This window comes from Exiguobacterium sp. BG5(2022) (genome assembly GCF_031844365.1).
GTDB lineage: Bacteria > Bacillota > Bacilli > Exiguobacteriales > Exiguobacteriaceae > Exiguobacterium > Exiguobacterium profundum.
The window spans coordinates 840,354-865,234 of the sequence record NZ_JAUZVB010000001.1 but is presented as its reverse complement, the minus strand read 5'-3'; the positions used below and the strand labels follow the sequence as shown (position 1 = coordinate 865,234).

Annotated in this window: 28 protein-coding genes and 1 tRNA gene; 13 read left to right on the top strand and 16 right to left on the bottom strand. The window is 45.9% G+C overall.

Annotation, left to right across the window (positions count from 1 at the left end; translation table 11 throughout):
- Nucleotides 1–12 precede the first annotated feature (12 nt).
- Entirely contained in the window at nt 13–900 is an 888-nt protein-coding gene (locus Q9R25_RS04485; protein ID WP_047795254.1) for an alpha/beta hydrolase, read from the top strand.
- 69 nt (nt 901–969) lie between these two features.
- Nucleotides 970–1,818, top strand: a complete 849-nt coding sequence (locus tag Q9R25_RS04480; RefSeq protein ID WP_074036900.1) for a sulfite exporter TauE/SafE family protein — start codon at nt 970–972, stop codon at nt 1,816–1,818.
- A gap of 21 nt (nt 1,819–1,839) precedes the next feature.
- Here the strand turns inward: Q9R25_RS04480 and Q9R25_RS04475 are convergent, their stop codons facing one another.
- The 4 genes from Q9R25_RS04475 to Q9R25_RS04460 form a co-directional block, all read right to left on the bottom strand.
- Nucleotides 1,840–2,037 (bottom strand): hypothetical protein, encoded by a 198-nt coding sequence (locus Q9R25_RS04475; protein ID WP_012726425.1) that lies wholly within the window; start codon nt 2,035–2,037, stop codon nt 1,840–1,842.
- Between the two features lie 63 nt (nt 2,038–2,100).
- Nucleotides 2,101–2,631 carry a biotin transporter BioY gene (locus Q9R25_RS04470; RefSeq protein WP_012726424.1) on the bottom strand — a complete coding sequence of 177 codons (531 nt, stop codon included), beginning with the start codon at nt 2,629–2,631 and terminating at the stop codon, nt 2,101–2,103.
- 73 nt (nt 2,632–2,704) lie between these two features.
- On the bottom strand, nt 2,705–3,646 hold the full coding sequence (locus Q9R25_RS04465) for a DUF5692 family protein (protein WP_215243877.1): 942 nt from the start codon (nt 3,644–3,646) through the stop codon (nt 2,705–2,707).
- Between the two features lie 75 nt (nt 3,647–3,721).
- On the bottom strand, nt 3,722–4,540 hold the full coding sequence (locus tag Q9R25_RS04460; protein WP_214690830.1) for a hypothetical protein: 819 nt from the start codon (nt 4,538–4,540) through the stop codon (nt 3,722–3,724).
- 169 nt (nt 4,541–4,709) lie between these two features.
- On the opposite strand from Q9R25_RS04460, the gene Q9R25_RS04455 reads away from it, so the two are divergent.
- Entirely contained in the window at nt 4,710–5,306 is a 597-nt protein-coding gene (locus tag Q9R25_RS04455) for a TetR/AcrR family transcriptional regulator (RefSeq protein WP_214690831.1), read from the top strand.
- A 35-nt stretch (nt 5,307–5,341) separates the two neighbouring features.
- Here Q9R25_RS04455 and argH read toward each other — a convergent pair whose 3' ends face one another.
- The 5 genes from argH to Q9R25_RS04430 all read right to left on the bottom strand — a co-directional run bounded on the left by argH (nt 5,342) and on the right by Q9R25_RS04430 (nt 11,483).
- Entirely contained in the window at nt 5,342–6,730 is a 1,389-nt protein-coding gene (gene argH, locus Q9R25_RS04450) for an argininosuccinate lyase (RefSeq protein ID WP_311282854.1), read from the bottom strand.
- Nucleotides 6,723–7,937, bottom strand: a complete 1,215-nt coding sequence (locus Q9R25_RS04445) for an argininosuccinate synthase (RefSeq protein ID WP_214691273.1) — start codon at nt 7,935–7,937, stop codon at nt 6,723–6,725. Before Q9R25_RS04445 ends, argH begins: the two co-directional genes overlap by 8 nt.
- 124 nt (nt 7,938–8,061) lie before the next feature.
- Entirely contained in the window at nt 8,062–9,204 is a 1,143-nt protein-coding gene (locus Q9R25_RS04440; protein ID WP_311282853.1) for a CapA family protein, read from the bottom strand.
- A gap of 113 nt (nt 9,205–9,317) precedes the next feature.
- Nucleotides 9,318–10,805, bottom strand: a complete 1,488-nt coding sequence (gene putP / locus Q9R25_RS04435; RefSeq protein WP_311282852.1) for a sodium/proline symporter PutP — start codon at nt 10,803–10,805, stop codon at nt 9,318–9,320.
- Between the two features lie 120 nt (nt 10,806–10,925).
- Nucleotides 10,926–11,483, bottom strand: coding sequence for a DNA-3-methyladenine glycosylase I (locus Q9R25_RS04430; protein ID WP_311282851.1), 558 nt, complete (start codon nt 11,481–11,483; stop codon nt 10,926–10,928).
- A 90-nt stretch (nt 11,484–11,573) separates the two neighbouring features.
- Here Q9R25_RS04430 and Q9R25_RS04425 point away from each other — a divergent pair, with 90 nt between their 5' ends.
- A complete protein-coding gene (locus Q9R25_RS04425; protein WP_159562378.1) occupies nt 11,574–12,191 on the top strand; it encodes a DedA family protein in 618 nt (205 codons plus the stop codon).
- 39 nt (nt 12,192–12,230) lie between these two features.
- Here the strand turns inward: Q9R25_RS04425 and Q9R25_RS04420 are convergent, their stop codons facing one another.
- Both Q9R25_RS04420 and Q9R25_RS04415 read right to left on the bottom strand, forming a co-directional pair.
- On the bottom strand, nt 12,231–13,400 hold the full coding sequence (locus Q9R25_RS04420; protein WP_074036914.1) for a cation:proton antiporter: 1,170 nt from the start codon (nt 13,398–13,400) through the stop codon (nt 12,231–12,233).
- Between the two features lie 25 nt (nt 13,401–13,425).
- The gene (locus Q9R25_RS04415; RefSeq protein WP_159562377.1) at nt 13,426–13,851 is read right to left on the bottom strand and encodes a GNAT family N-acetyltransferase; all 426 of its coding nucleotides are present in this window, start codon (nt 13,849–13,851) and stop codon (nt 13,426–13,428) included.
- A 115-nt stretch (nt 13,852–13,966) separates the two neighbouring features.
- On the opposite strand from Q9R25_RS04415, the gene Q9R25_RS04410 reads away from it, so the two are divergent.
- The 5 genes from Q9R25_RS04410 (at nt 13,967) to Q9R25_RS04390 (ending at nt 18,534) form a co-directional block, all read left to right on the top strand.
- Nucleotides 13,967–14,512, top strand: coding sequence for a glycerol-3-phosphate responsive antiterminator (locus Q9R25_RS04410; protein WP_159562376.1), 546 nt, complete (start codon nt 13,967–13,969; stop codon nt 14,510–14,512).
- 39 nt (nt 14,513–14,551) lie between these two features.
- A complete protein-coding gene (locus tag Q9R25_RS04405) occupies nt 14,552–15,256 on the top strand; it encodes an SDR family NAD(P)-dependent oxidoreductase (protein WP_311282850.1) in 705 nt (234 codons plus the stop codon).
- A 100-nt stretch (nt 15,257–15,356) separates the two neighbouring features.
- Complete coding sequence (locus Q9R25_RS04400; RefSeq protein ID WP_196430795.1) at nt 15,357–16,205, top strand: HD domain-containing protein; 849 nt, start codon at nt 15,357–15,359, stop codon at nt 16,203–16,205.
- Nucleotides 16,206–16,392: 187 nt separating this feature from the next.
- Nucleotides 16,393–17,382, top strand: a complete 990-nt coding sequence (locus Q9R25_RS04395; protein WP_311282849.1) for a sodium:calcium antiporter — start codon at nt 16,393–16,395, stop codon at nt 17,380–17,382.
- A 90-nt stretch (nt 17,383–17,472) separates the two neighbouring features.
- Nucleotides 17,473–18,534 carry a glycosyltransferase gene (locus Q9R25_RS04390; protein ID WP_311282848.1) on the top strand — a complete coding sequence of 354 codons (1,062 nt, stop codon included), beginning with the start codon at nt 17,473–17,475 and terminating at the stop codon, nt 18,532–18,534.
- A 23-nt stretch (nt 18,535–18,557) separates the two neighbouring features.
- Here Q9R25_RS04390 and Q9R25_RS04385 read toward each other — a convergent pair whose 3' ends face one another.
- The 3 genes from Q9R25_RS04385 to Q9R25_RS04375 form a co-directional block, all read right to left on the bottom strand.
- Nucleotides 18,558–19,124: a 3'-5' exonuclease gene (locus tag Q9R25_RS04385; RefSeq protein ID WP_311282847.1), complete on the bottom strand. Its 567-nt coding sequence runs from the start codon at nt 19,122–19,124 to the stop codon at nt 18,558–18,560.
- 61 nt (nt 19,125–19,185) lie between these two features.
- Nucleotides 19,186–19,518 carry a four-helix bundle copper-binding protein gene (locus Q9R25_RS04380; RefSeq protein ID WP_012726406.1) on the bottom strand — a complete coding sequence of 111 codons (333 nt, stop codon included), beginning with the start codon at nt 19,516–19,518 and terminating at the stop codon, nt 19,186–19,188.
- Nucleotides 19,519–19,630: 112 nt separating this feature from the next.
- Nucleotides 19,631–19,703: transfer RNA gene (locus tag Q9R25_RS04375), tRNA-Ala, on the bottom strand.
- A 123-nt stretch (nt 19,704–19,826) separates the two neighbouring features.
- On the opposite strand from Q9R25_RS04375, the gene Q9R25_RS04370 reads away from it, so the two are divergent.
- The 4 genes from Q9R25_RS04370 to Q9R25_RS04355 all read left to right on the top strand — a co-directional run bounded on the left by Q9R25_RS04370 (nt 19,827) and on the right by Q9R25_RS04355 (nt 23,851).
- Complete coding sequence (locus Q9R25_RS04370; RefSeq protein WP_078146990.1) at nt 19,827–20,690, top strand: GRP family sugar transporter; 864 nt, start codon at nt 19,827–19,829, stop codon at nt 20,688–20,690.
- Nucleotides 20,691–20,897: 207 nt separating this feature from the next.
- Nucleotides 20,898–21,320 carry an SRPBCC family protein gene (locus Q9R25_RS04365; RefSeq protein WP_214781271.1) on the top strand — a complete coding sequence of 141 codons (423 nt, stop codon included), beginning with the start codon at nt 20,898–20,900 and terminating at the stop codon, nt 21,318–21,320.
- A 196-nt stretch (nt 21,321–21,516) separates the two neighbouring features.
- Entirely contained in the window at nt 21,517–22,314 is a 798-nt protein-coding gene (locus Q9R25_RS04360; RefSeq protein ID WP_311282846.1) for an SDR family NAD(P)-dependent oxidoreductase, read from the top strand.
- Nucleotides 22,307–23,851 (top strand): class I adenylate-forming enzyme family protein, encoded by a 1,545-nt coding sequence (locus Q9R25_RS04355; RefSeq protein ID WP_311282845.1) that lies wholly within the window; start codon nt 22,307–22,309, stop codon nt 23,849–23,851. The genes Q9R25_RS04360 and Q9R25_RS04355 overlap by 8 nt, the downstream gene beginning before the upstream one ends.
- A 48-nt stretch (nt 23,852–23,899) precedes the next feature.
- On the opposite strand, the gene Q9R25_RS04350 is transcribed toward Q9R25_RS04355, so the two are convergent.
- Both Q9R25_RS04350 and Q9R25_RS04345 read right to left on the bottom strand, forming a co-directional pair.
- On the bottom strand, nt 23,900–24,145 hold the full coding sequence (locus Q9R25_RS04350) for a hypothetical protein (protein ID WP_311282844.1): 246 nt from the start codon (nt 24,143–24,145) through the stop codon (nt 23,900–23,902).
- A gap of 144 nt (nt 24,146–24,289) precedes the next feature.
- Nucleotides 24,290–24,814, bottom strand: coding sequence for a DM13 domain-containing protein (locus tag Q9R25_RS04345; RefSeq protein ID WP_311282843.1), 525 nt, complete (start codon nt 24,812–24,814; stop codon nt 24,290–24,292).
- Nucleotides 24,815–24,881: the final 67 nt, after the last annotated feature.

Genomic DNA, 24,881 nt, shown 5'->3' with positions numbered 1-24,881 from the left:
GGGAAGTTACGGATGAATCGTTGGATGAAACTATTGAGTATTGCGGTACTCATCATTTTACTCGTTGCCGGTTTGGCTATCGGAGGAATCTCGGCTCATATTGGGGACCAGTTGACGTCACCGGAGCGGGAAACATTGACATACACCCCGAAATCACTTGGTTTGAAGTACGAGAATGTGACAATCGAATCGGAGGAAGGATATGACTTATACGGATGGTGGATTCCTCATCCTACGCCGCGTGCGACCATCGTCTTTGCCCACGGATATGGGAAGAACCGTGAACAGGAAGATTTACCGTTGAAAGAGTTGATTCCAGAATTTCATGAACAAGGATACCAATTTTTAACGTTCGATTTTCGCGGTTCAGGGATATCAGAGGGTGACCGAGTCACGGTCGGCGCTAAAGAACAATCCGATTTAAAAGCGGCCATCCAATATGCGAAAGGTCGTTCAGAAGGACCGGTTGTCTTATATGGGATTTCAATGGGAGCGGCGACAGCACTCTCTACAGCTGATGATGTCGAAGTTGCTGCAGTCATCGCCGACAGTCCGTTTAGTGATTTACGAAATTATCTCGAGACAAATCTTCCGGTATGGAGTGACTTGCCGAACGTTCCGTTCACGCCCGTCATCATGACTGTGACCCCTTGGTTCACCGGTCTCGATGCCGATGTCGTATCTCCTATTCAGGATATCAAGTTGATTGAGGCTCCTATCTTATTGATCCACAGTAAAGGCGATGATGCGATTCCTGTTTCTGAAAGTGAAAAATTGGCTGAAGCACAAGAACGCGTCGAACTTTGGGTGACTGATAACGAAGGTCATGTCGGATCGTACCAGTCATTCCAGAATGAATATCGTCAACAAATATTCGAGTTTCTAGAACGGTCATTGTAAGCAAAGGGGCGCATTCGACGCCCCTTTTTGATATGATTGCAGACGAGACCAATGAAGGAAGGGTACAACATGGACGTTTTACAAGTATTACAGTTTCTCCTTTTAGGAACGTTAATCGGAATCTTGAGTGGATTCTTTGGAATTGGTGGTGGAATCTTACTGACACCACTTCTCCTTGTCTTCGGGTATGAAGCGAGTGCAGCGATTGCCCTTAGCCTGATGTTGACGCTTGGATCAACGACGGCAGGAACGATCTCGCATATCCGTTTGCGTAACGTGAACGTGTCGCACGCCTTATGGATCGGTGTGTTCGGGATTGTCGGGACCTGGATTGCCACACCGCTTGTCTTTTATTTAGAAGGAGTCGATGGGGCGACACTGATCATCTCACTCGTCTATATCGCATTACTCACATATTTTGCGGTTTCTTTCTTTCGTTCGAAACAGCATGTGGAAGGAAGCGTCGGAACGGACTCTGTACCACGCCTTGGGATCATCGGTGTGTTCGCGGGGTTCATCTCCTCGTTGATGGGAGTAAGCGGTGGATTCGTCTTGACTCCTCTTCAGGTCAAGTTGTTGAACACAGAGATGAAGCGTGCGGTCGGAACGAGTATTACGGCAGCGCTTCTCATCGTCGTATCCGGTGTCATCAGTTACGCGGTGGCGGGTGCTGAAACGAATTATCTGCACGGTCTTGCTCTGATTGCGGGTGCCATGATCGGATCGCCATTTGGGGCGAAACAGCTACAACGTTTCAGCTCGCAGCACGTCAAAAAAGCGCTCGGTGGATTTTATATCACGGTCGCCATCAGTGTAGGGTTGAATTTGATAGGGTGGAATACGGCATCACTTGCACTTCTCGTCACATTAGCGCTTCTGTTCATCGTCACCCTCCTCATTCGACCACGCAAAAAATAAACCCCGTCTTCGGACGGGGTTTTAACGTCTAGCAATATGGTCAATGTTTTCTTGAATCTCGCCAACTTTCGCTTTAGCCTCACGGAGTCTTCGCTCAAACGCATCTGTGTCACGTTTCTCATGAGACGACTTATCGATTCCTTGACGCTGCCCTTTGTCAGAGCGTTGGTAAAAGTGGGTCGCTTTCTGTAAGCGTTTTTTAAACGTCGAGTCGCTCATCGGGACACCCCCTTCCATACTACAGTTATTCCACAGATGGAAACGGGTGAAACGTTCGAACCTTTACGAAGCGAGGGAACGACGAACTTGAACGTTCTGAGAAATTTTCACAGCTAATATGGCTGCGAGCACTGCTTTCAAAGCGTCACCGAAGAGGAATGGAATATTCACTTTGAGCGCATCAATGAACGACATACCGAGAACGATCTCGAGTCCGATACTTCCGAGTAAGTAGACGAGCCCTAGACCGAATAAAAAGTTATAACCAATCAATGCTGGAATGGAGCGATAGCGTTCGCTGAACCAGCCAATGAAGAGCGCTGCAATCGGAAAGGCGATTAAATATCCGACAGTTGGTCCTACAAATGGTGCGAGACCTCCTTGACCACTCAATACTGGAAGTCCGATCAAGCCGAGCAGGAGGTACACGATGACTGCCAAAAATCCTTTTCGAGCACCGAATATGCCGGCGATGGTCATGATGGCGAGTGTTTGAAGGGTGATCGGAACGGGTCCAATCGGTATTTCGATGAAACCGATACTTGCGATGAGTGCTGCGCCGAAGGCGATTTGAGTCATATCTTGAATCTTCATATGTAAACCCCTTTTCAGTTAACGTTAACAATATAAAAGTTAACATGTTGAGAAGGGGTTGGCAAGAATTATTTCAAGACAGCCCGTTTTGACTCAAAGCTGTCTGATATGCCTTCGTTTCAACATAAAGCTCATCCTTGAGTGGATGAAGATGTCGTTGACGGATCCGATAAAATTGATAGGAGACAAGTGCCACGTTGAATAAGAGGGAGAGCAGACTGACGATAAAGAAAGCTCTCGGGTCATGTGTCGACGGTACGGGAGCTAATCGGTCGGCGAACGCCGGAACTGTCATGACGAACATAATCCATAAAGCCAACGTGTGGGCACGATGTTGCAACCAAGCTCCTTTTTTAATAAAGAAAGAAGGAATGGTACACGAAAGGAGCAGAATCAATCCCGCGTAAAACGAGTGGTCAGAGATACAATTATAAACGTAAGCAAAATTCCATAAATCATAGGCGATGATCCATGGCCAAATCATATCGGGCCATATCATATCTTTTGATTGATCTTTCGAAATATTGATTCCAACCCATCCGCAGATGGCGATGATGTTCAATAATCCGGCAAAACCGTTCATTAGATTCCAAGGTCCGGACATGACCCAAAGGTGATCGATATAAGCGCCATCGGGAACGTTATAGAAGTATACTTGAAAGTCTCGGATACAAGCTTCTAAAATGTTCAGTGCCAAAATCCCCGGTGGAAAGAATAAGACCCATTTCTTTCGTAATAGCGAGGGCCGATATCGAATAATCATGAAACCGAGACAGCCGGCGAGAGCAGAATATGTTTTCACCCAGTTGAACCAAGTACCCGTTCCATATTCATTCCCTGGTGCTGCGGTAGTCGGCCAAACAAATAGGGTCAGTATAGTCGGGACTATCAAGAATAACATTATTCCTCCCCATTTAGTCGTGCGACTGAATTCATTGAAAGCCATCAAGCTAAACAAGACAAATAACCCAATTCCCCATCCAACGAGATCGATTCGTTCATACAGAATTCCCACTCAAATCTCCTCCTTACATCAGTTAATTGTTCACTATTGAGCAATCGAAATCATACGTTCACATATTCGATTCCATCATGATACTTTGGCTCTTTTGAAGCTGATGATGGCCTTATTGTGATGAAGTTGCCACATATGCCAGAAGACGTAAGGAACGATGATCACAAAATTAATCATTCCCCATGATTTCAATACCTCCGGGTTGAACCAGGTCGAAGAGTTCATGACTTGCGGGAAGATGTCATAGCATGCGCGAATCAATAAATGGGCTGCAAGCGTGTAAATACGAGCGGTAATGTAAAGCTCTGGTCGTCCCTTGATGACCGGATACAGTTCTGCCGCAAGCAAGATGCAGAGCGAGCTGGCAAAATAAGTTGGAGATTCTGCATAGACGAAACATGCGTTCCATGACGTGTATATAAAATTCCATGACCCAGTCGTATAGGCTACGAGATCGGCGTATCCTTCTTTCGCAAACTTCCAAAAAGTCGGTGCGAAAGGAATCGTCACACAGAGTAAAAATCCACAGGCGGCATTAAAGTAGTTGCCGAGTGTCACATCTTTAATCGTGGCTTCTGCGATATTTAAAAACAAGATGGCATAGAAGAACCATAAAAATTCGTCACGCTTTAAAAAGTTCCAAATCCGTCCTTGTTTGTTCTCGTAAATGGCGATTCGAGAGAAACCAACGATAATCGTCGGTATGATAACGCTCACAATTTTAGCCCAACGAAACCATCCATCAACATTCCCCATCATCCATAGTGGGATGGTCAATAACGAAGCGAGCCAAAAGTAGGCGGACAGTTTATAGTGCTTTCTGAAAAAAACGATGATTCCTAATAATAAACCTAAATAGAGTGGCATCGAGATTACATGCGGCCAAACGTTCATTCCATTCACCTTCTCATTTGAATTTAACAAACATAACGTTTGTTATGTTTTTAGTATAGGCGGACAATCCTATTTAGTCAATGTGAATTATTTCACAAAATTTAGTCCTGAGCACTCGCATTGGTAGAGCTATGTTATTCTAAAGTGGACTCGAAAGGGGAGAATAATAGTGGACGGTAAAAATAAAATTCTAGATGCAGCCAGAACGGTCATTATTCGAAGTGGGGTGAACGGGGCAACAGTCAGAGCGATTGCAATCGAGGCGAATATGACGACAGGAGCCATCTATCATCATTACAAAAATAAAGAAGATCTATTGTACGATTTAATGAATGAGAGCTTGTCTGTTTCCTCTCAAATCGCCAAAGAAATGACAGACGATGCCTATTCAAAAGAACGTATCAAAATGGAGATTGCACGAAATACGGCGGAACGCTTTCATAAAGATGCAGAGAACCGCTTGCAGTATCATTTTGCTCATGAAGTACTACTTGGTAATATGGATGCACAACTGAAATTAAAGGACAAATATGCAGAATGGACAAAACAGATCGAACAAATCCTGATTCATTTGTACGGACTAGAAAACACTCGTCTAAACAATGCGTTCAGTTCATGGCTGATTGCGGCAGTCGATGGGGTCGTCTTGCAATATCTACTAGACGTCAATGAAAATTCCATTGATGAGATGATGGAGGTATTCGATCTTCTACTAGAAAAAGGTCTTCCTTCTTTCGTTGAACGTCTGAATGAACAGGATAAATAGACCCGTCACAGATTAACGTGACGGGTTCAAGATGATTAAGAATAGGTGATCGTGCTCATGCATGCCGAAGCTTCTTTCAACTGTTCACGGACGGCATCGAATCCTGTTCCGCCGTAACTGTTTCGACGTGCGACTGCCTGTTCAGGGGTCAAGGCATGATACACATCCTCTTGAATCAATTCAGAGTACGTTTGGTACACCGTGATTGGAAGCTCGCGTAAATACAATCGCTCATCCACGCAATATTTGACGAGTTTTCCAGTCACCTCGTGCGCCTCACGGAACGGTAACCCTTTTGCCGTCAAATAATCGGCGAGTTCGGTCGCATTAGAAAAATCGCGCTCGGTCGCTTGTTTCATGACGTCCGGGTGGAACGTCAGTTCATTCATCATCCCCGCCATGATACTGAGCGAGCCTTGAACGGTCTTGACCGTATCGAACATCCCTTCTTTATCTTCCTGTAAGTCTTTATTGTAAGCGAGTGGAAGTCCTTTCATGAGCGTCAACAAGCCCATCAAGTTTCCAATCACTCGACCCGATTTTCCACGGACGAGTTCGGCCATGTCAGGGTTTTTCTTTTGTGGCATCATGCTCGAACCGGTAGAAAACGTATCCGACACTGTAATGAAGCGATACTCTTCGCTTGCCCAAAGAATCAATTCTTCACAGAAGCGGGAGAGGTGCATCATAAGCATCGATGCATTTGAAAGAAACTCGAGTATGAAGTCACGATCGCTAACGGCATCGAGGCTATTCGGGTAAACCCGATTGAATCCAAGTAATTCAGCTGAACGGGAACGGTCGATTGGAAACGTTGTCCCGGCTAAGGCTCCTGCGCCAAGAGGAGACCAATCAATCCGCTTCAAGCTGTCCGTAAACCGCTCCTTATCACGCTCTAGCATCCAGAAATAGGCGAGCAAGTGATGGGCAAGCGAGATCGGTTGTGCACGTTGGAGGTGCGTATAGCCAGGCATGATCGTCTCTACGTTTTCTGAAGCGTGAGCATGCAATTCACGCTGAAGTGATTCAATCAATTGAATCACTTCTTTCACACGTTCTTTCAAGTAAAGATGCATGTCCGTCGCGACTTGATCGTTTCGGCTACGTGCCGTATGCATCTTCCCTGCAACCGGTCCGATCGCTTCATGAAGCAGAGCTTCTAAGTTCATATGGATATCTTCGTGATACACCTCGAATTTCAATTCATCCGCGAGTGCTTTTTGCTTAAGTTGTTGTAATCCATCAAGGATTTGAGTGACTTCTTCCTTTAAGAGGATGCCCTGGTCACCTAACATCGTCACGTGAGCCATGCTACCTTCTAAATCCTCAAGGACGAGTTGAGCATCAAATTCAATCGATGCACCGAATGCATCGACCCAATCGCTCGCCGTCTTCTCGAAACGGCCTCCCCATAATTTACTCATTGACGAACGCTCCCTTTTCCATCAACACCTCTGATTGAACTTTTGTTGGAAGACCCCATAACTTGATGAATCCGATAGCTGCTTGTTGATCGAACGTATCGGCTGACGTATAGGTCGCAAGTTCCTCATCATAAAGAGAAATTGGCGACTTCCGTCCGTCGACGATGGCCTGCCCTTTAAACAATTTCATGCGAACCGTTCCTGTGACGGTCGCTTGAGTCTCATCGATAAACGCAAGAAGTGCTTTTGTGAGCGGTGAATACCAAAGTCCGTTGTAGATTGTTTCTGTCAATTTTTGCTCGACAATTGGTTTGAAATGCGCCACTTCACGAACGAGTGTCAAGGCTTCAAGAGCTTTATGCGCAGTGATCAATGTCATGGCGCCAGGTGCCTCATACACCTCACGTGATTTGATACCGACGACCCGGTTCTCGATGTGGTCAATCTTCCCGACACCATGGGCACCCGCAACGATATTGAGCTCTTTTAAGATATCAGTGAACGATTGGCTCTTCCCATCAATAGCAACCGGCACTCCGTTCTTGAATTCAATCTCAAGATAAGTCGGTTCATGCGGTGTGTCCTCAAGTGCCGCTGTTAACTCATATGCGCTTGCCGGAGGTGCTGCCCAAGGATCTTCTAAGATGCCGCATTCGATGGCGCGTCCCCAGATGTTCTGATCGATTGAGAATGGTTCTTCTTGAACGATTGGAATCGGAATTTGATGTTTTGCCGCATACGCGATTTCTTCCTCACGTGACCATTTCCATTCCCGAACCGGTGCGACGATTTCGAGTGAAGGATCGAGTGCATGAATGGACACTTCAAAACGCACTTGGTCATTTCCTTTCCCGGTACATCCATGGGCCACAGCGACGGCGCCTTCGGCCTGTGCGACCTCGACCAATTTTTTCGAGATGAGGGGGCGTGATAGTGCCGAAACGAGTGGATATACGCCTTCATATAATGTATGGGCCTGCATCGAATAGCGAGCGAACTCGTTGACGAACTCATCGACCGCATCGATGACGATTGATTTTTTCGCTCCAACTTTCATCGCTTTTTGTTGAATCTTTTCTAAGTCTTTCCCTTCCCCGACGTTCAAACAGACTGCAATCACATCATAACCTTGTTCGTCCAACCATTTAATCGCAACCGATGTGTCAAGACCACCTGAGTAAGCCAATACGAGTTTCTGTTTCAAAATATGAACACCCCTTATGAATAATTATTAATCTTTATTTATAAATATACAACTCAGTGTAAGGGATAAGATGTCGTGTGGCAACCCTTTTTTGAAAATAAAAAGACCACGAGTGATTTCGTGGTCGTCATTGTTCGATTTTGAGTTGGGGTAACCATTGCGACATATGGTCGCTAACAGGGGAAAGAAGTTCAGGACGAGCAGCCTTTAACGGGACGACCTCATAATGTCCATCAGATGATTTTTGCGTAAAGGTTGGATAGAACATCGGATTTTTCAATTCAATAGTCGATTGGTCATCTTCGATTGTCTTGACCACATCAATCCCGATGATGCCCCCCGTGTTTCGCTCATCCCCTTGTTGTCCGGAAAGGAAATTACCGAGCGAGTAGATGACAAAAGTTTGATTGCCATTGACTCCTTCTAGCATGGTCGGAGGTTGCAGCACGTGAGGGTGGTGACCGATGATGATATCGACTCCGAGATCTGCTAACGATTGGGCGAGCTCAGTTTGACTCTTATTCGGTAACGGCTCATATTCCGTACCGAAATGGAGGGAGACGACCGTCATGTCAGTCGACTGTTCCGCCTTCTCGATCTCTGGTTGCATCTGTGCAAGGTCGATATAATTTACGTGATAAGGCTGCTTCGGCACGACTCCATTCGTCCCGTAAGTGTATGCGAGGAAGGAAAAAGAAATATCATTAGCCGTCAACGTACGAATATTCGCTTTGTCCTCATCAGATAGGAAGGAGCCTGTATAAGGCATTCCGATTGCATTCCAATGGTCGATTGAATTTTCAATGGCTCGGACGCCACGGTCGAGCGTATGATTATTCGCTGTCGTGACCAAATCGATTCCTGCCCGTTGTAGGGCATCACCAATTTCATATGGACTGTTAAATGCCGGGTAGCTCGAAAGTCCGATTTCACTCCCGCCAATCATGCTCTCTTGGTTGGCAATTGATAGATCGGCACGATTCAATATTGGAGAGATCTGGTCGAATGCAGAATCAAATTCATACCCTTCATCGGTACGTGCTGCGTTGTATACCGAATCATGTAGAAGAATATCGCCGATTGCATAGAGGGAGGCCGTTGTGACGATCGGTTCGGGTTCGGCAGGCGGCATTTCTTCAGGTATCTCGACAATCGGTTCCTCGACTTCTTCTGGTACTTCTTGATTGGTTGCCGGAGTCGTACCACAGGCGATTAATAATACAAAGCTAGACAGGAAGGTAAGGCGAGAGACGATCTTGATTGGTTTCATCCCGATTCTCCTTTTCACGACAGATTCGTACGATAATCCTAAAATTCGTCGATAATCAAGAAAAATCCTGCATATATTAATAAAGACAGGTCATTTTTGACCTGTCATGAGAATTATTTGATATGTTCCTTGACCATGTCTTGCATTTGGTCAAACTCACGTTGAATGACCTCATTTGGTGGCGGCGTCATCAAACTCACGATATAGATGGCGAGCGCCGACAAGAAGAATGCTGGAATCATTTCATACAATGTCCCAAACGTACCGAAAAGAGAAGCGGCATAGTTCTTCCATAGAATAACGACAAAGGCTCCCGTCAACATTCCAGCAAGTGCACCTTGACGCGTCGTTCGCTTCCAAAACAGACTGAACAAGATGAGTGGACCAAATGATGAACCGAATCCTGCCCAAGCATAACCGACAAGGTTTAAGATGGTGTCGTCTGCATCGAGTGCAAGAATAATCGATATGACGGATACGAGAATGACCGTAATCCGACCGACCATGACGAGTTCACGGTCTCCCGCTTCTTTACGGAAGAACTTCTGATAAAAGTCTGTCGTCGCGGCACTCGACGAAACGAGCAATTGAGAGGAGATGGTCGACATGATGGCGGCGAGAAGAGCAGCCAACAATACACCAGTCACCAAATCCGGGAATAATAAGTCAGATAGGTTGATAAAAACGTTCTCCGGATTATCGATGGTGAGGCCTTGTTGTGTGTAATAGGCGAGACCGAATAATCCGGTCGCCATCGCCCCGACAACGGTGAAGACCATCCATGAGATCCCGATTCGACGTGCCGTCTTAATGTCCTCGAGCTTTCCGATTGCCATAAAACGGACGATGATGTGTGGCTGGCCGAAATAGCCGAGCCCCCACGCAAATAGTGAAATGATTCCGATAAGTGATTGCCCCGTCCACGGATCAAGTAACGCTTCATCAATATTTCGTACCGTGTCTAAAGCATTTGATACACCATCAGTTGCCATAATGGCGATGGCAGGTACAAAAATAAGGGCAAACAGCATGATCAATCCTTGAACAAAATCTGTCCAGCTTACTGCTAAAAATCCACCGATGAAAGTGTACAGAATAATGATGGAAGCGAGAATGACGACTCCCGTTACAAATTCAATGTCGAAGACGGCATTGAATAGGCGACCGCCGGCAACGAATCCGCTTGTCGCATACAGTGTGAAAAAGATTAACGTGACAGCAGCTGAAAATGAACGCAACACACCTTTTATGTCTTTAAATCGCTTCTCAAAGAAGTCTGGGATTGTGATCGCATCATCCGATATGTATGAATAAATGCGTAATCTCGGTGCGACCAATAACCAGTTCAAATAGGCACCGATCGTCAACCCGATGACAATCCAGCCACTTGAAATCCCTGACGCATACATTGCACCAGGCAATCCCATTAAGAGCCATCCACTCATGTCTGATGCTCCGGCAGATAAGGCGGCGACCCCGGGACCAAGCGCCCGACCACCTAACATGTAATCTCCGATACTGCTTGTTCTCCGATACGCGATGATCCCAAGCAAGACCATCAGTGCCATGTACACGACAATGGACACTAAAATTCCGTTCATCAACATCCCCCCGAAAGATAAAAAATATGAAAACGCTTTCAGTGATAGAGTATCACTTTGTCAAAATATTGTCACAACAAGAGGGGGAATGTAAAGATATTTTTGAGAGCAGGTCTTAAGTTAGCGGAACGTGCAAGAGGTGAGATGGTCATTGACGAGACCCGTCGCTTGTAGGTGGGCATAGACCGTTGTCGGTCCTAAAAACTTAAAGCCGCGTCGTTTCAGGTCTTTACTCAATCGTTCAGAAAGTTCCGTCGTTGCAGGAACATCTTCAAGACGATTCCATGTATTCAGGATCGGTGCATCGTTGACGAATGACCAGATGTACGAATCAAATGAGCCAAACTCTTCCTGTAGTTTGATGAACTGTTTCGCATTATTGATCGACGCCTCGATTTTTCGTCGATTTCGCACGATTCCGCTATCGCCGAGAAGTCTTTCCACATCCTCATCCGTGAAGCTGGCAACTTGCTGCACCTCAAAGTTGGCATAGGCCAATCGATAATTTTCACGTTTTCTTAAGATGGTGATCCAACTGAGTCCTGCTTGCGCACTTTCGAGTGTCAGACATTCAAAATGCTTCTGATCATCGTGAACGGGCTTTCCCCATTCCTCGTCATGGTAACGGACGTACAATGGATCCGTCCCGCACCAAGGACACCGTACTGTTTCTTCCATTTCAATCAGCTCCTTTCTTTGAGTGTAGCATGTCTTTGCGATTATATATCAAAATGGACGGGTATAGAGGGGAAGAATGGAGGAAGCGACATGAGTGACTGGATGATTTCTGTGATTGAACAGTACGGCTACATAGGGATTGCATTCATGATTTTTATTGAGAATGTGTTTCCACCGATCCCTTCTGAAGTCGTCTTACTCTTTGGTGGTTTTTTTGCTGTGAAGACGAATTTGTCCATCACGCTCGTCATCGTGGCATCGACGGTCGGTGCCATATTAGGAGCCGTATTATTATACGGTCTTGGACTCTTGTTTGATGTCGAGCAGATTGAAAAATGGACGAAGAAATATGGAAAGTGGTTACGACTTGATCTGAATGATGTAAAAAAGGCGGATGCCTGGTTCGATCGCTACGGGGGATGGATGGTCTTCTTTGGACGTTTGATGCCGGTCGTCCGAAGCTTGATCTCGATTCCAGCAGGGATGTCGAACATGCCATTCATGAAATTTCTACTGCTCAGTACGGCTGGAACAGCCTTATGGAATACCATTCTCATCCTTATCGGGATGAAAGTCGGTGAGAATTGGCAAGATATCCTCTCATACCTCGATGCCTATTCTTATGCAATCTATGGGCTACTGTTCATCGGCGTCATCATTTATATCGTATGGCGTAAAAAGCGGCACAACAAACTAGCAAAAGACTAATGCACAAAGTAGGCGGACCCAGCATATGGGTCCGCCAATTTATTCTTCTTTTTTCTCGTCTGGTAAGACTTTCGTGAGGGTTTTCTCTGTTTTTTCTGCCAAGTACTCTGAGAAACGGAACAGAATGATTCCGACAATGGCTGACACAAAAATATAGAGACCGACAAACAAGTTGATGGCACCGTTCGAAAGGGCGGTAAATAAAATAGAGAACTCCCCACGTGGCGCGAGTGAGAACCCGGCTTCATTGGCTTGAACACGCGTCAAGCCATAGATTCTGCCCCCGACACGTCCGACAATCCATTTTGATAATACCCCCCACACAATCAAGACGAAGAAGAGCGTATTCACGATGACACCTTTCTCGAGGTTGATCGAGATACCGAACGAGATGAAAAAGATCGGCAAGAATAAATCTCGGACGGGTACGGTCAAACGTTTCAGCGGTCTCACGTCGTGGATATCTGCGAGCATGATCCCGGCGATGAATGCTCCTAAAATCTCAGATAATCCAAACACCATCCCAATCCCTGCGAAAAAGAGAATGAGTCCGATCAGACCGATACTCGCATCATCTTGTCGCAACAAGTGCTTCGAAAACTTTTGTTGTTTGGATACGAAGCTCGAACCAATGAACAAGAGTACGCCAAATATCAGAAATCCTGCGAACACTTTGCCGATATCGGACATCGCAACCGGTTCTTCTTGAATGATGAAAGGGGCAACCGTCAATAGGAGAGGGGCAAAAATATCCTCAAAGATGAGTAATGCGAGCACAAACTCTTTAATATCTTCATGTTTTTCGGAATGCCGCTCAAGCAGTTTCGCAGAGATGGAGGAGCTCGTCGCATATAAGACGGCCCCGATTAAAAAGGCGCGAGGGAAATCGAGACCAAATGCTAAAGCAATCCCAAACGATACCCCGAATGACAGAATGATATCGAGTATTCCCGCCTTCCATACTTTCCGCATGCGCTTCCAAAGTTCACGTAGTGGAAACTTCAGACCGAGTAGGAAAAATAACAGAATGATTCCAATCTCTCCCGCGACTTTAAAAACTTCATTCCCATCCCAGAAAAACCCGACCCCGACCCCGATTGCGATAAACGCTAAAATACTTGGGAAGAATAATCGTTCAATCAGGAGACTGAGGACAGAGATGAGGGTGAGCGCCAATCCGAGCAACACGATGATGTTTAACCCATCCATACGTCATCTCCTCTCACGACCCCAATTAGCTTTCTCTTTGATTCCATTGATACTCCATTCCGACGGATTCAGGTCGTGAGTAATCAAAACCGAACTGTCGATACAATCCATCGGCTGGAATATCAGCGATTAAGCTGATGATGGCCGTCTCGTCGGCTTCTTGTAAGATCCATTCCATCAAATGCTCCATGATTAATTTTCCGAGTCCAAGCCCTTGGCATTCCGGATCTACGACGATATCTACTAAATGGAATACCATCCCGCCGTCACCGACGACGCGTCCCATTCCGACAATCTCATCATCTAAGTATAAACAAATACCATACAGTGTATTTTGAAGCCCCTTCACCGTACCTCGATCAGAACGTCGTGGCATCCCTGCCTTCACGCGTAACGCTTGATGTTGTTCTGGAGTCGGTGTTTCGACTTTTACAGTTACTTCATTGACCATACTCAAATCCCCCTCTACACAAGTTGATTTTATTTTCCCGATATATTGAATGAGTAAACCTTGATTTATAAAATCGGCTATCTGCATAATGAGAAGGAGACAGGGGGAATAGTTGATGATCAATGGTCAATCCATCTTACCGGCGATACGGGACATGCGGGATTTGGAGCGGTTTTTATCGAGTGATTTCGAATTAGGGGTGTTATTAGAGATTCATATGAGTCGATTGGACTCCATCTTCAGATTATTGGGGAAACATGATAAAAAAGTTTTCATTCATATGGATTTGATTCAAGGTATGAAGGCGGACGAGTATGCGACAGAGTATGTCTGCCAGACGTTCAAACCGTTCGGCATCATCTCGACGAAAGGAAACGTCATCGTCAAAGCAAAGCAAAATGATGTGGTCACTGTACAGCGTCTATTTTTAATTGATTCCACCTCATTAGAGAAAAGTATCAAACACATTGAACGTTCAAAACCGGACTATATCGAAGTCTTACCAGGTATTGTGCCGAAGTATATTCAACGTGTGAAGGAGAAGACGGGGATACCCGTTTTCGCAGGTGGGCTGATTGAAACAAAGGAGGAAGTCCAAGCGGCACTTGCTGCGGGAGCGAGTGTGATCACGACTTCGAATCGAAAACTATGGTCCGACTAATCGGGATTTGGGTATACAGTCTTTTAGGAGGGATGAATGATGAAAGACGTAATGATTGTAACAGGAGCTAGTCAAGGAATTGGTTATGCGATTGCTCAAGCTTTCGTAAATCAGTATGAAGTAATCGGGCTAGACATTGGAGATGACCCGGACATTAAAGGATTACGCTTTTATCAAGTAGACCTTGGAGACACGTCTGAACTTAAGCGTGTCTTTGACGATATTCACAACGAATTTGGTCGAGCCCATGTATTGATCAACAATGGAGGAATCGCTTCGCTGGTCAAGCCGATTGATGAGCTTGAGATTGACACGTTCAAACGAGTCATCGATGTCAATTTAGTCGGAACATTTAGTTGTGCGAAATACTTTTTAGAACTGAATCAAGATGAGTCATATGGAAGAATCGTTAACATGGCCTCGACACGTGCTTTCCAGAACGAACCGCATTGGGATGCATATGGTGCATCTAAAGGAGGCATCGTCGGCTTGACCCATTCACTTGCCGTCTCATTAGGCGACCGCCCTGTGACGGTGAATGCGATCAGTCCAGGATGGATTCATACGTCTGATGAGTCGTTACGTGAGGTTGATCATGAACAACATCCATCAGGCCGGGTCGGTGAACCAGAAGATATCGTCCGCGCTGTGAGATACTTGATCGATCGTCAAAACAGTTTTGTGAACGGGCATAATCTTGTCGTAGATGGAGGAATGACGAAAAAAATGATTTATGAAGAATAATGTGACCATATACCTAAATTCGGGATGTTTTTAGGTTATATGTACCTAATTCCGGGTAATGAATAGGAGAGTTTTTATCCGGAAGAAGGAGGATGGCGACATGAACCCGCTCGTAGAAGAGGCGTTACGTTTTTCGTCTATTCGTCACGGAGGACAGTTCCGAAAAGGTTCATCCATACCATTTTTGTCACACCCATTCTCGGTCGCCATGCTTCTTGAGTCCGATCATCAAGCACCGGTGGTCGTGGCGGCAGGGTTACTCCATGATTTGATTGAGGACACGAAGACGGACCCACAAGAAATCTTATCAAAATTCGGATCTGACGTGCACAGGCTCGTTCTCGCGGTCTCGGAAAAAAATCGTGACGAGTCGTGGGAACAACGAAAACGACTGACACTTCAGCAGGTGAAATCACTTCAATTTGATGAAGTCGCACTTCTCGTGGCGGATAAGCTACATAATCTCCGTTCCATCCGTTATGATCTTGAGATGGAAGGGATGAAGGTGTGGCAACGTTTTAAACGACCGCTGCGAGACCAATCATGGTATTATCATGAATTACTATCAGCATTTGAACCGTTTCGGAGTTCGACAGACCTAATCGGTTTGTATGAACAAGAACTCCATCTATTGTTTTACGGCGAGAAAAATTCAAAAGATCGAAAAGTGGCAAGGCTCCTTGAATCGATGCTGACCCATTTCGTCGAAGACGAATGGTTGCAAGAATCGGCACCACTATGTCAAACGGCATATGAGTTAAAGGAGATTGTCGGGCGAGATACGATTGATGAAGTAGAGATTGTGTGCTTCCGACAGCGACTTCACGAAGCGGGTTGGACCACGCCATTGTCACCTGAGAAGCTCGCGGGGATGCAAGAACTCGCATATCGGACGGCTCTCGAGCCACAAGAACTTCTCGCACTCATACGTCGCTCGATTGTCAACTAGTTCTCTTCATGCTATAGTCAAAGGGAAGATAAAAAGGGGAGTAGCGACCACAATCGTGGTCGATGGGTCGTCATTACAGTGCGTGCGCACTCGGTCCATCGAGCTTTTACAAGTCCGCAAGACCTTTTTATGGGCGTTTTTGTCGTCCATAAAAAGGTCTTTTTTGTTTACCCAAGGAGGAGAAAAAATGGTATTTGTTTATTTCTTACTGGCTGCGGCCATCACCGTCTACGCCGCAATCAAATTATCGACGTACGCCGACGTCATGACTGAAAAGTCGAAAATGGGCGGGATGCTCGTCGGTACGGTGTTATTGGCAGGAGCGACTTCGCTCCCGGAAGTGACAACGAGTATATCGGCTGTCATGATTGGCAACCCAGACATCGCCATCGGAAACATGCTCGGAAGTAACCTATTCAATATCTTTATCTTAGCGATGTTCGACCTATACTTCCGACAGAAGCAATTGTTCAACTATGCGAGTCGGGACCACCTGTACACGGCCGGACTTGGGTTACTCTTGACCGTCACGACGTTGATTGCTTTGATCGTTCGCGTCGATATGACGTTTATCGGAATCGGAGTCGACGCGCTCTTGATTGCGATTCTATACGGTATCGGAATCTACTATATCGGGAAACAACCGACAGAGCCGGTCGCGGAGCATGAAGTCGAAGAAGAAGTGGTCGTCGGCAAATATGAAGAGATCACGCTGAAACGTGCGGTCTTTGGATTCATCATCGCTGCAATCGTAATCATGGCGGCAGGAACAGCCCTTTCCATCACAGGTGATCAAATTGCCGTTGTCACAGGACTCGGTTCTAGTTTTGTCGGTAGCTTCTTGATTGCGGCATCGACGTCACTCCCGGAAGCGGTCGCTGTGTTCATGGCGCTCAAACTACGTAATGTCAACTTGGCATTCGGTTCGATTCTCGGCTCGAATATCTTCAACATGTTGATTATTGCCATGTCAGATGTCTTCTATCGGAATGGATCGATCCTCGCAGATGTCTCGACGTCACACCTCGTATCTGCGGTCGGGATCACCATCCTATCGATCCTCGTCATGTATAGTGTGCTAAGACAAAATGTCACGTCGAAGGTACGTTATGTGATTCCTTCGTTACTCGTTGTCGTTGTCTATTTCGTTTCGTCTTACTTGATCTTTATCGGGTGAGTACATGCATCAGCCTTAGGGCTGATGTTTTTTTTATTGGGAATGCGAATTCATTGCTTCGGGTATAGAGGAATTGAAGGAGGGGTGGCGATGCAGATGCATGAAGTGGAAACACGCCAAGCGTATTCGATTTTGATTCCGGCCTATAACCCTGATGAGGCACTCGTCACACTCGTGGAGAAGTTGAGGGCGAGTGGGTTTTCGAACATCATTGTGGTCAATGACGGTAGTGACGAATCGTCGGTAGGCACATTTGATAAGATTGCATCATTTGTCGACCAAGTGTTAACGCACGAACAGAATCAAGGGAAGGGAGCAGCAATCAAGACGGGGTTACGGTATGTGGTGGACACATATCCGGATAAAACGGGGGTCATCACGGTCGATGCCGACGGGCAGCACTTGCCGCAAGATGTCGTCAACGTCTATGAGGAAGGGTTGAATAAACCACATCATCTCATCATGGGATGTCGAGATTTTAGCGGAGATGCGATTCCGTTCCGGAGCCGATTCGGCAATCAGGCGACACGGCTCGTGATGTTGATTGGGAGCGGGCTGAAGTTAAAAGACACGCAGACGGGACTTCGAGCCATCCCGATGCGATATGCGCGACAACTGATTGACATTCCGGGAAATAGATATGAGTTCGAGATGAATATGCTCACGTTCACGAAACGATTGCAGGTCCCGATTCAACAAACGACCATCCAGACCGTATATGAGAATGAAAATGATTCATCCCATTTTAGACCGATTCTCGACTCGATTTTAATTTATCGGATGTTTTTGATGTATTCGTTATCCTCTGTCGCCTCGTTCCTTGTCGACGTAGGGATGTATGCGCTCTTTATTTATTTATTATCCCCATACTTCGATACGGCTCACGTCGTCATCGCGACGGTCATCGCTCGAATCATTTCCTCTCTCTTCAATTATCTCGTTAATCGAAAAGTAGTCTTCGATTCGAAGGCGCGGCGGTCTCTTCCGAAATATTTTAGTCTCGTCGTGCTTCAAATGGTCGTTTCAGCACTCCTTGTTTATCTCTTGTTTCTCTTGCTCAGACAAGGCGAGGTCATCCTAAAAGTAATCATCGATAGTTTTCTCTTTTTCGTCAGTTATTATGTCCAGAAGAGATGGATTTTCAAAAAATAACCGGTCATGATTTCATGACCGGTTTAATATGCGAGCGTTCCTGTTTTCACGGACGTATAGCGATGTAATTCTTTTGGGCTTATGATGCCGGTTTTTTGCATCATGTCTCGCATAAGTAGCGCGCATACGCGAGCATCTTCCGCAGCATCATGATGAATAAACGGCACGTTCAAGTGTTCTGCCATCGTGTTCAACTTATGGTTCGGGAGTCCTGGATACAGTTTACGTGACAGTTTGACGGTGCAACCGTACTCGATTGTAGGGAAATCGAATAGATCATATTTCACAATCGCCTTTCTCAAGGCACCCATGTCAAATGAAGCGTTATGTGCGATGACGAGGTCCACTTTCCGTAAAATCGGGTAAAGAGAGGAAAGTACTTCCGGTAATGCCGGTGCATCCCACACGTCACTCGGACGAATGCCATGGACGCGGATGTTACCCATATCAAAGTCTTCCTCCGGATTGACGAGTCGCTGGTCGGTTTCGACCACATCACCATTTTGAAGGATGCTCCATCCGACAGAACAGATGCTGCGACTATCACGGTTAGCGGTCTCCACGTCAAGTGCGAGAATGGTATGGTTCATAGTTTACCTTCTTTCGTAAGCAATAAAAAAAGTCTAACAGAAAGTTAGACGAATGTCGTGCTTAAGCGGCAACAAGTGTTCGGCAAGCTTCCGCACAACGCTCACATGCTTTGGCACAGGCTTGACAATGGTCGTGCTGATGTCGTCCGCATTCAACCGCACACGTATCACAGACTTGGGCGCATAAAGCAACGATTGGTTTTGAGAAGGCTGAATCTGTTTCTAAGGCATTTAAAGCTAAAGTACAAATGTCTGAGCATTCTCGAGTCAGGCGGATGCATTCGGTGAACATGTGTAAATCCTCTTCTTGCAAACTTTTTGAGAAGCAGTGGTTGCATGCGCGCATGCATTCGATCACGCTCGTCAATGTTTCTTCTACAGATGTACGTTCCATCAAAATTCCCCCTTATATGAAAAAGTCTAACTATCATTACCCGTTCAGAAAGAGGTTGAATCGCACCATACCAATAAAAAAGCCACACCTCATTCGAGATGTGACCAATTAATGGAGCATAGGGGGCTCGAACCCCTGACCTCTACGCTGCCAGCGTAGCGCTCTCCCAGCTGAGCTAATGCCCCGTTCGAAATCATTATATCATCGTAGTATTCGACATGGCAATTCCCTTTTTGAATTTAGGTTTATAAAATTGGAGACGTGGGAATTTCATGTTAGACGTTATATTAAGAAAGCAGGTGTGCTTCATGGAAATGATTCTTTTGGCACTCTTACCGGCACTCATGTGGGGAAGTATTCCACTCATCGTGTCGAAAGTAGGAGGAAAACCGATTCAGCAGTTAATCGGAACGACCATCGGGGCGATGATCATGGCAACAGTGATTGCCCTCGTCTTCCGACCGGAGTTCACGACACTCGCCATCGTGACCGGATTTATCTCAGGGGCGTTCTGGGCGCTCGGTCAATATTTGCAGTTCCAATCGTTCCAAATCTTAAGCGTCTCCAAAGCGATGCCAATCAGCACAGGGATGCAACTCGTTGGGACGTCTCTCTTTGGGGTCATCGTACTCGGGGACTGGCAGACATCGACGGAGCTATGGTTAGGGTTTTCAGCGCTCGTCTTGATTATCATCGGAGCGACTATGACTTCATACCAACAGAAAAAAGATCAGGACAGTGCCGGTGCGTTGAAAAAGGGTTTACTCGTCCTATTCGTTTCGAGTATTGGTTACGTCACATATGCCGTCTTGACGAACTATTTTGAAGTCGAAGGAATCACCGCGATTCTTCCACAATCCGTCGGGATGTTCATCGCGGCACTTCTGTTCAGTCTTCGTGAAAAGGACGTCAAGAAACTTGATCCTCGCACATTCAAAAACATCTTGGCGGGGATCGCCTGGGGAATCGGGAACTTCGGACTTTTCGTTTCAAGCGGAGAAGTGGGGATTGCGACTTCGTTCGCCTTATCCCAATTGAACGTCGTCGTGGCGACACTTGGTGGGATCTATCTCTTGAAAGAAGAGAAGACGACAAAAGAACGCGTCTTTGTTTTCATGGGAATCGGGTTGATTGTCGTCGCTGGATTTATGCTTGGGATTGCCAAGAGTTAAGCTTCAATTATGAAATGAAAAGAACCTTGAATGAACTCGATTTTGAGTGCCATTCAAGGTTTTTGTTTTAAGTATCTTTCAATCGTTGAAATGAGAGCAGGAGAAGATGTGATTGATGGGGAAGTAATCTCATATTGCGTTCGTCATATAGGACGGGCAGCGCATTCGTGATTGATCAAAAATTGTAGAATAAAGGGGAAACGAATCATGGATTCAAATGTCGTGACGATATCAACGCTCGTCGATGCACCAATCGACACAGTCTGGAAATTCTGGACAGAACCTGAACATATCAAACAATGGAATCATGCGTCTGACGATTGGCACACAATTGAGGCGGAGAACGACTTACGGGTCGGCGGGAAGTTTCGTAGTCGGATGGAAGCAAAAGATCAGAGCATGGGCTTTGATTTTGAAGGGGTATATGAGGAAGTTGAAGTAAATGAGCTCATTCAGTATCGCCTTGAGGATGAACGGAGAGTCAGAATTTCATTTACTTCTGAAGGGGATCAGACGAAGGTGGTCGAGGTGTTTGATGCGGAGTCGATGAATCCGGTTGAAATGCAACGACAAGGCTGGCAGGCGATTCTCGACAATTTCACTCGATATGCGAATGGGAAGAGTGTATAAAAGATAAACGGAAGGTTTGAACAGCAGGTCCTTTTCAATTAAAGTGGACGCTGCTGTTTGTCATGTATGGCCAAATGATTGTCTAGGTTTTTTTAGCTTGAAGAGACGAATATAAATAAAAGGTGCTGGCAATATGTATGACTACACGTTACTAGAGAGACTCCTATTCCGATTTCCTTCCTTCGATTATCAGAAAATGAAATCAGAGCTGGATCGGAAAACGATATTGATTACTGGAGCGAGCTCAGGAATCGGGCAGGCTTTCGCTTATCTACTAGCGGATACAACCGCGCACCTGATTCTCGTCGCCCGTAGAGAAGCAGACATGAACGTCATGAAGTCTGAAATCGAGAAGGGGTCAGCCACGGTGACCGTGTTCCCGGCAGATCTTCGAATTGAAGAGGAACGGAATGGATTGTTGGCGTATCTCCATCAACTACCGGAAGGATTGGATGTTTTCGTCAGCAATGCTGGAATCTCCATCAATCGTCCCATCACTGAGTCACTCGATCGATACCATGACTTCACTCGGACGATGGCGATCAATTATTTTGCCCCGGTACAATTGATGCTATCACTCATTCCGGTGCTCGAAAAGAAGAACGGGCAGATCGTCAATGTGTCGACCATCAATGTGTTACTTCATCCTTTTCCTCACTGGGCGGCCTATCAGGCATCAAAAGCCGCGTTCGATACGTGGTTTCGCTCTGCGGGTCCGGAACTCACAATCAAAAATATTTCCACGACGGCTCTATATCTACCGCTAGTAAAAACACCGATGATTAAACAAACTCTAGCTTATCAGCATTCTCCTGCCATGTCACCGGTACATGTGGCGGAACTGATTGGACATGCCCTGTATACAAAACGACCAGTATATAAGCCGTGGTGGTTGTTCCTCGGTCAAGTAGCGTCTCTTGTTTTCAGAAGACCGATAGACTGGATGGTCCCTACATTACTTAAGAGAAAGGAGCGTGACAATAAGAATGGTTAAGTTATTGAAAGTCTTGTCGCAGCTCCAGTTACTATCACCATCAAACCTAGTCCGTCTATTCGTCGCAATCCGTCAAAACGGAATCAACTTGATGCTTCTTTTTACATTGACGGAAAAAGCAGGGAGTCAAAATACGGCTTTAGTGGACAGTCGAGAAACAGTGACGTATCAGGAGCTAAAGACACGATGTGAACACCTTGCTCATCATTTGGCTGATCAATATGGGGTTAAAAAGGGACAAAAAGTGGCGTTTCTTTGTAAGAACCACGCGTCTTTCGTACAAGGGATGTTTGCGGCTTCACGACTCGGTGCAGACATCTACATGCTTCATTCATCGATGAGTCAACTGCAGTTCAACCGACTCGTAGAAGAACAGCCATTCGATCTTTTGATTTACGATGATGAGTTTGAAAACTTAATTGAAAATTCGTCTTACGAACGTTCGACACTTGTCAGCTATCATGAGGAAAAGGTATCAATCAATAGTTTATCGGATTCGAAGCGACATAAAAAAGGAAAGCTTCCGGTCGCATCGAGCGGGAAACTCGTGCTGTTGACCGGCGGTACTACCGGAAAACCGAAACAAGTGACTCATAAACCATCCCTCTTTCACTTTCTAGCTCCATTCACGGCTTTATTGAAACAGTTGCAGTTGCCGTCATTCAACACTGCCTATATTGCCACCCCGATTTACCATGGCTACGGCATCGCCATCCTTTTATCTTTTCTAGCGCTAGGGAAACAGGTCGTCATTCAAGAGAGCTTTGATGTGCAGAGAGCCTGTGACCTCATTCGGCGACACAAGGTAGAAGTGGTCACGGTCGTCCCGCTCATGATCCACAAAATGTTACGACACAATCCAACATCACTTCATTCTCTCGCTTGTATCGCGTCCGGTGGTGCGAAGCTTCATCCCGTTTTAGTCCGTGAAGTCCATAACGAGTTGGGGAGCGTCTTATACAATCTCTATGGGACGTCGGAAGCGGGCTTGAATCTGATCGCCACACCAGAAGATTTACATTATGATGCGAACACGCTCGGGAGAAGGATTCCGGGAGGGGACTTAAAGGTAGTGAAAGATGGAGCGGAAGTCGAGCCAGGCGCCATCGGGGAATTTTGCATACGAAATAAGTGGTCCATGCAAAACCAGAAAAACCGCTGGATTCAAACGGGTGATGTCGGATACCGGGATGAGAACGGCTATTATTTTTTGTGTGGACGAACAGACGACTTGATCATCACGGCAGGAAACAATATTTATCCTGGGGAAGTCGAGACGGTTTTGCGCGACCATCCTAATGTCGAGGACGTCGCCGTCATCGGGGTAGAGGATGTATACGCGGGTCACATCTTGAAGGCATATGTACAGATGTATGATGAAGTATTGACAGAAGAAACACTAGTGAGCTGGTTGCGCGAACGAGTGACAACATATCAGCTTCCTCGAGAAATCGTGTTTGTGAAGGAGTTGCCTTATACAGCGGTTGGAAAGTTAGACAGGAAACGGATTGAGATGATCAATCACTCGTGCAGATGAATAGTTAAGAAAGAATCGAAACGCATTAACCACAGATAAGTAGAGTGATTAATGTTTCACTTTGAATTGTCTAATCCGCCACATGATTGAAACGATAAAAGCTGCCAAGCCTCCTAGGACGATGATGTAAAATACGAAGAAGAATAGGAAGGCCCCATAGTCTTCGAGTTCCTCAAATGGATTCTGAATGATCATCGGTTCGGATAATATGCCGACCACCATCAATGGAAGGAAGAATGGAAAGAAACGTTTCCAAAAATAGTGTTTGTACGTTTGTGACACAGTCTGCTCCATAATCATACCTCCTCAATTGAATTACACTTATTTACATATAGGATAGCATGTTCTCATTTAAGGTTGAATGAAATATCATTCTTTTTTCATCCGTTTTCAAATGAAAAGAGGGTGGCCGATTCATTCAGCCACCCTTCAGTCTGTTCATTCACTTGATCCAGTCAGTTCTCCCGTCCCGAACGTCGCGCTGAACGCACGGCACCAGATGACGACGGTGTTGTACTCTTCTAGATTCACATCCTTAGGGATCAAATAGTTTTGATTCCCGATGTTTCCTTTTAACGCCCCTAGACTGACGCCTTCGGTCGTCTCCTGTCCTGGTTTCGTCAAATAGACGAATAAATCAGGACCGTTTGTCGTCTCAAATTCTTCAAATCGGAGGTACGTCCCGTCTTCTGCCTCGACCGAGCGGATTGTGCCGGTCGTCTCATAGTTTTTCTCCCCGTCCATGAACACACCCGCCACTTCGGTTGGACTCGGTTGTGCTTCCGGTGTCTCAGACGTCTCTTGATCTGATTCCTTTTCCTCTGGAGCTGGTGATTCGACTGCTGTCGGCGGCAATCCTTCATCGACCGTCTCGGTTAAGAATAGTGGGGAGATGAGCCACCAGGCAACAGCGATTACGGCTACGCCAATCACACCGATGATGAGTTTCGTACTTTTTTTCATATATGAGTCCTCCTTTTCGAATGTATGAACCGTTATTTCCCATTTCCCGATTAATGTGCTAATTAAA

Excerpts from the sequence above, each read along its gene's own strand:
- Q9R25_RS04485 (WP_047795254.1), top strand. The coding sequence starts at position 13 with ATGAATCGTTGGATGAAACTATTGAGTATTGCGGTACTCATCATTTTA.
- Q9R25_RS04480 (WP_074036900.1), top strand. The coding sequence starts at position 970 with ATGGACGTTTTACAAGTATTACAGTTTCTCCTTTTAGGAACGTTAATC.
- Q9R25_RS04475 (WP_012726425.1), bottom strand. The coding sequence starts at position 2,037 with ATGAGCGACTCGACGTTTAAAAAACGCTTACAGAAAGCGACCCACTTT.
- Q9R25_RS04470 (WP_012726424.1), bottom strand. The coding sequence starts at position 2,631 with ATGAAGATTCAAGATATGACTCAAATCGCCTTCGGCGCAGCACTCATC.
- Q9R25_RS04460 (WP_214690830.1), bottom strand. The coding sequence starts at position 4,540 with ATGAACGTTTGGCCGCATGTAATCTCGATGCCACTCTATTTAGGTTTA.
- argH (WP_311282854.1), bottom strand. The coding sequence starts at position 6,730 with ATGAGTAAATTATGGGGAGGCCGTTTCGAGAAGACGGCGAGCGATTGG.
- Q9R25_RS04440 (WP_311282853.1), bottom strand. The coding sequence starts at position 9,204 with ATGAAACCAATCAAGATCGTCTCTCGCCTTACCTTCCTGTCTAGCTTT.
- putP (WP_311282852.1), bottom strand. The coding sequence starts at position 10,805 with ATGAACGGAATTTTAGTGTCCATTGTCGTGTACATGGCACTGATGGTC.
- Q9R25_RS04430 (WP_311282851.1), bottom strand. The coding sequence starts at position 11,483 with ATGGAAGAAACAGTACGGTGTCCTTGGTGCGGGACGGATCCATTGTAC.
- Q9R25_RS04425 (WP_159562378.1), top strand. The coding sequence starts at position 11,574 with ATGAGTGACTGGATGATTTCTGTGATTGAACAGTACGGCTACATAGGG.
- Q9R25_RS04420 (WP_074036914.1), bottom strand. The coding sequence starts at position 13,400 with ATGGATGGGTTAAACATCATCGTGTTGCTCGGATTGGCGCTCACCCTC.
- Q9R25_RS04415 (WP_159562377.1), bottom strand. The coding sequence starts at position 13,851 with ATGGTCAATGAAGTAACTGTAAAAGTCGAAACACCGACTCCAGAACAA.
- Q9R25_RS04410 (WP_159562376.1), top strand. The coding sequence starts at position 13,967 with ATGATCAATGGTCAATCCATCTTACCGGCGATACGGGACATGCGGGAT.
- Q9R25_RS04405 (WP_311282850.1), top strand. The coding sequence starts at position 14,552 with ATGAAAGACGTAATGATTGTAACAGGAGCTAGTCAAGGAATTGGTTAT.
- Q9R25_RS04400 (WP_196430795.1), top strand. The coding sequence starts at position 15,357 with ATGAACCCGCTCGTAGAAGAGGCGTTACGTTTTTCGTCTATTCGTCAC.
- Q9R25_RS04395 (WP_311282849.1), top strand. The coding sequence starts at position 16,393 with ATGGTATTTGTTTATTTCTTACTGGCTGCGGCCATCACCGTCTACGCC.
- Q9R25_RS04390 (WP_311282848.1), top strand. The coding sequence starts at position 17,473 with ATGCAGATGCATGAAGTGGAAACACGCCAAGCGTATTCGATTTTGATT.
- Q9R25_RS04385 (WP_311282847.1), bottom strand. The coding sequence starts at position 19,124 with ATGAACCATACCATTCTCGCACTTGACGTGGAGACCGCTAACCGTGAT.
- Q9R25_RS04380 (WP_012726406.1), bottom strand. The coding sequence starts at position 19,518 with ATGGAACGTACATCTGTAGAAGAAACATTGACGAGCGTGATCGAATGC.
- Q9R25_RS04370 (WP_078146990.1), top strand. The coding sequence starts at position 19,827 with ATGGAAATGATTCTTTTGGCACTCTTACCGGCACTCATGTGGGGAAGT.
- Q9R25_RS04365 (WP_214781271.1), top strand. The coding sequence starts at position 20,898 with ATGGATTCAAATGTCGTGACGATATCAACGCTCGTCGATGCACCAATC.
- Q9R25_RS04360 (WP_311282846.1), top strand. The coding sequence starts at position 21,517 with ATGAAATCAGAGCTGGATCGGAAAACGATATTGATTACTGGAGCGAGC.
- Q9R25_RS04355 (WP_311282845.1), top strand. The coding sequence starts at position 22,307 with ATGGTTAAGTTATTGAAAGTCTTGTCGCAGCTCCAGTTACTATCACCA.
- Q9R25_RS04350 (WP_311282844.1), bottom strand. The coding sequence starts at position 24,145 with ATGGAGCAGACTGTGTCACAAACGTACAAACACTATTTTTGGAAACGT.
- Q9R25_RS04345 (WP_311282843.1), bottom strand. The coding sequence starts at position 24,814 with ATGAAAAAAAGTACGAAACTCATCATCGGTGTGATTGGCGTAGCCGTA.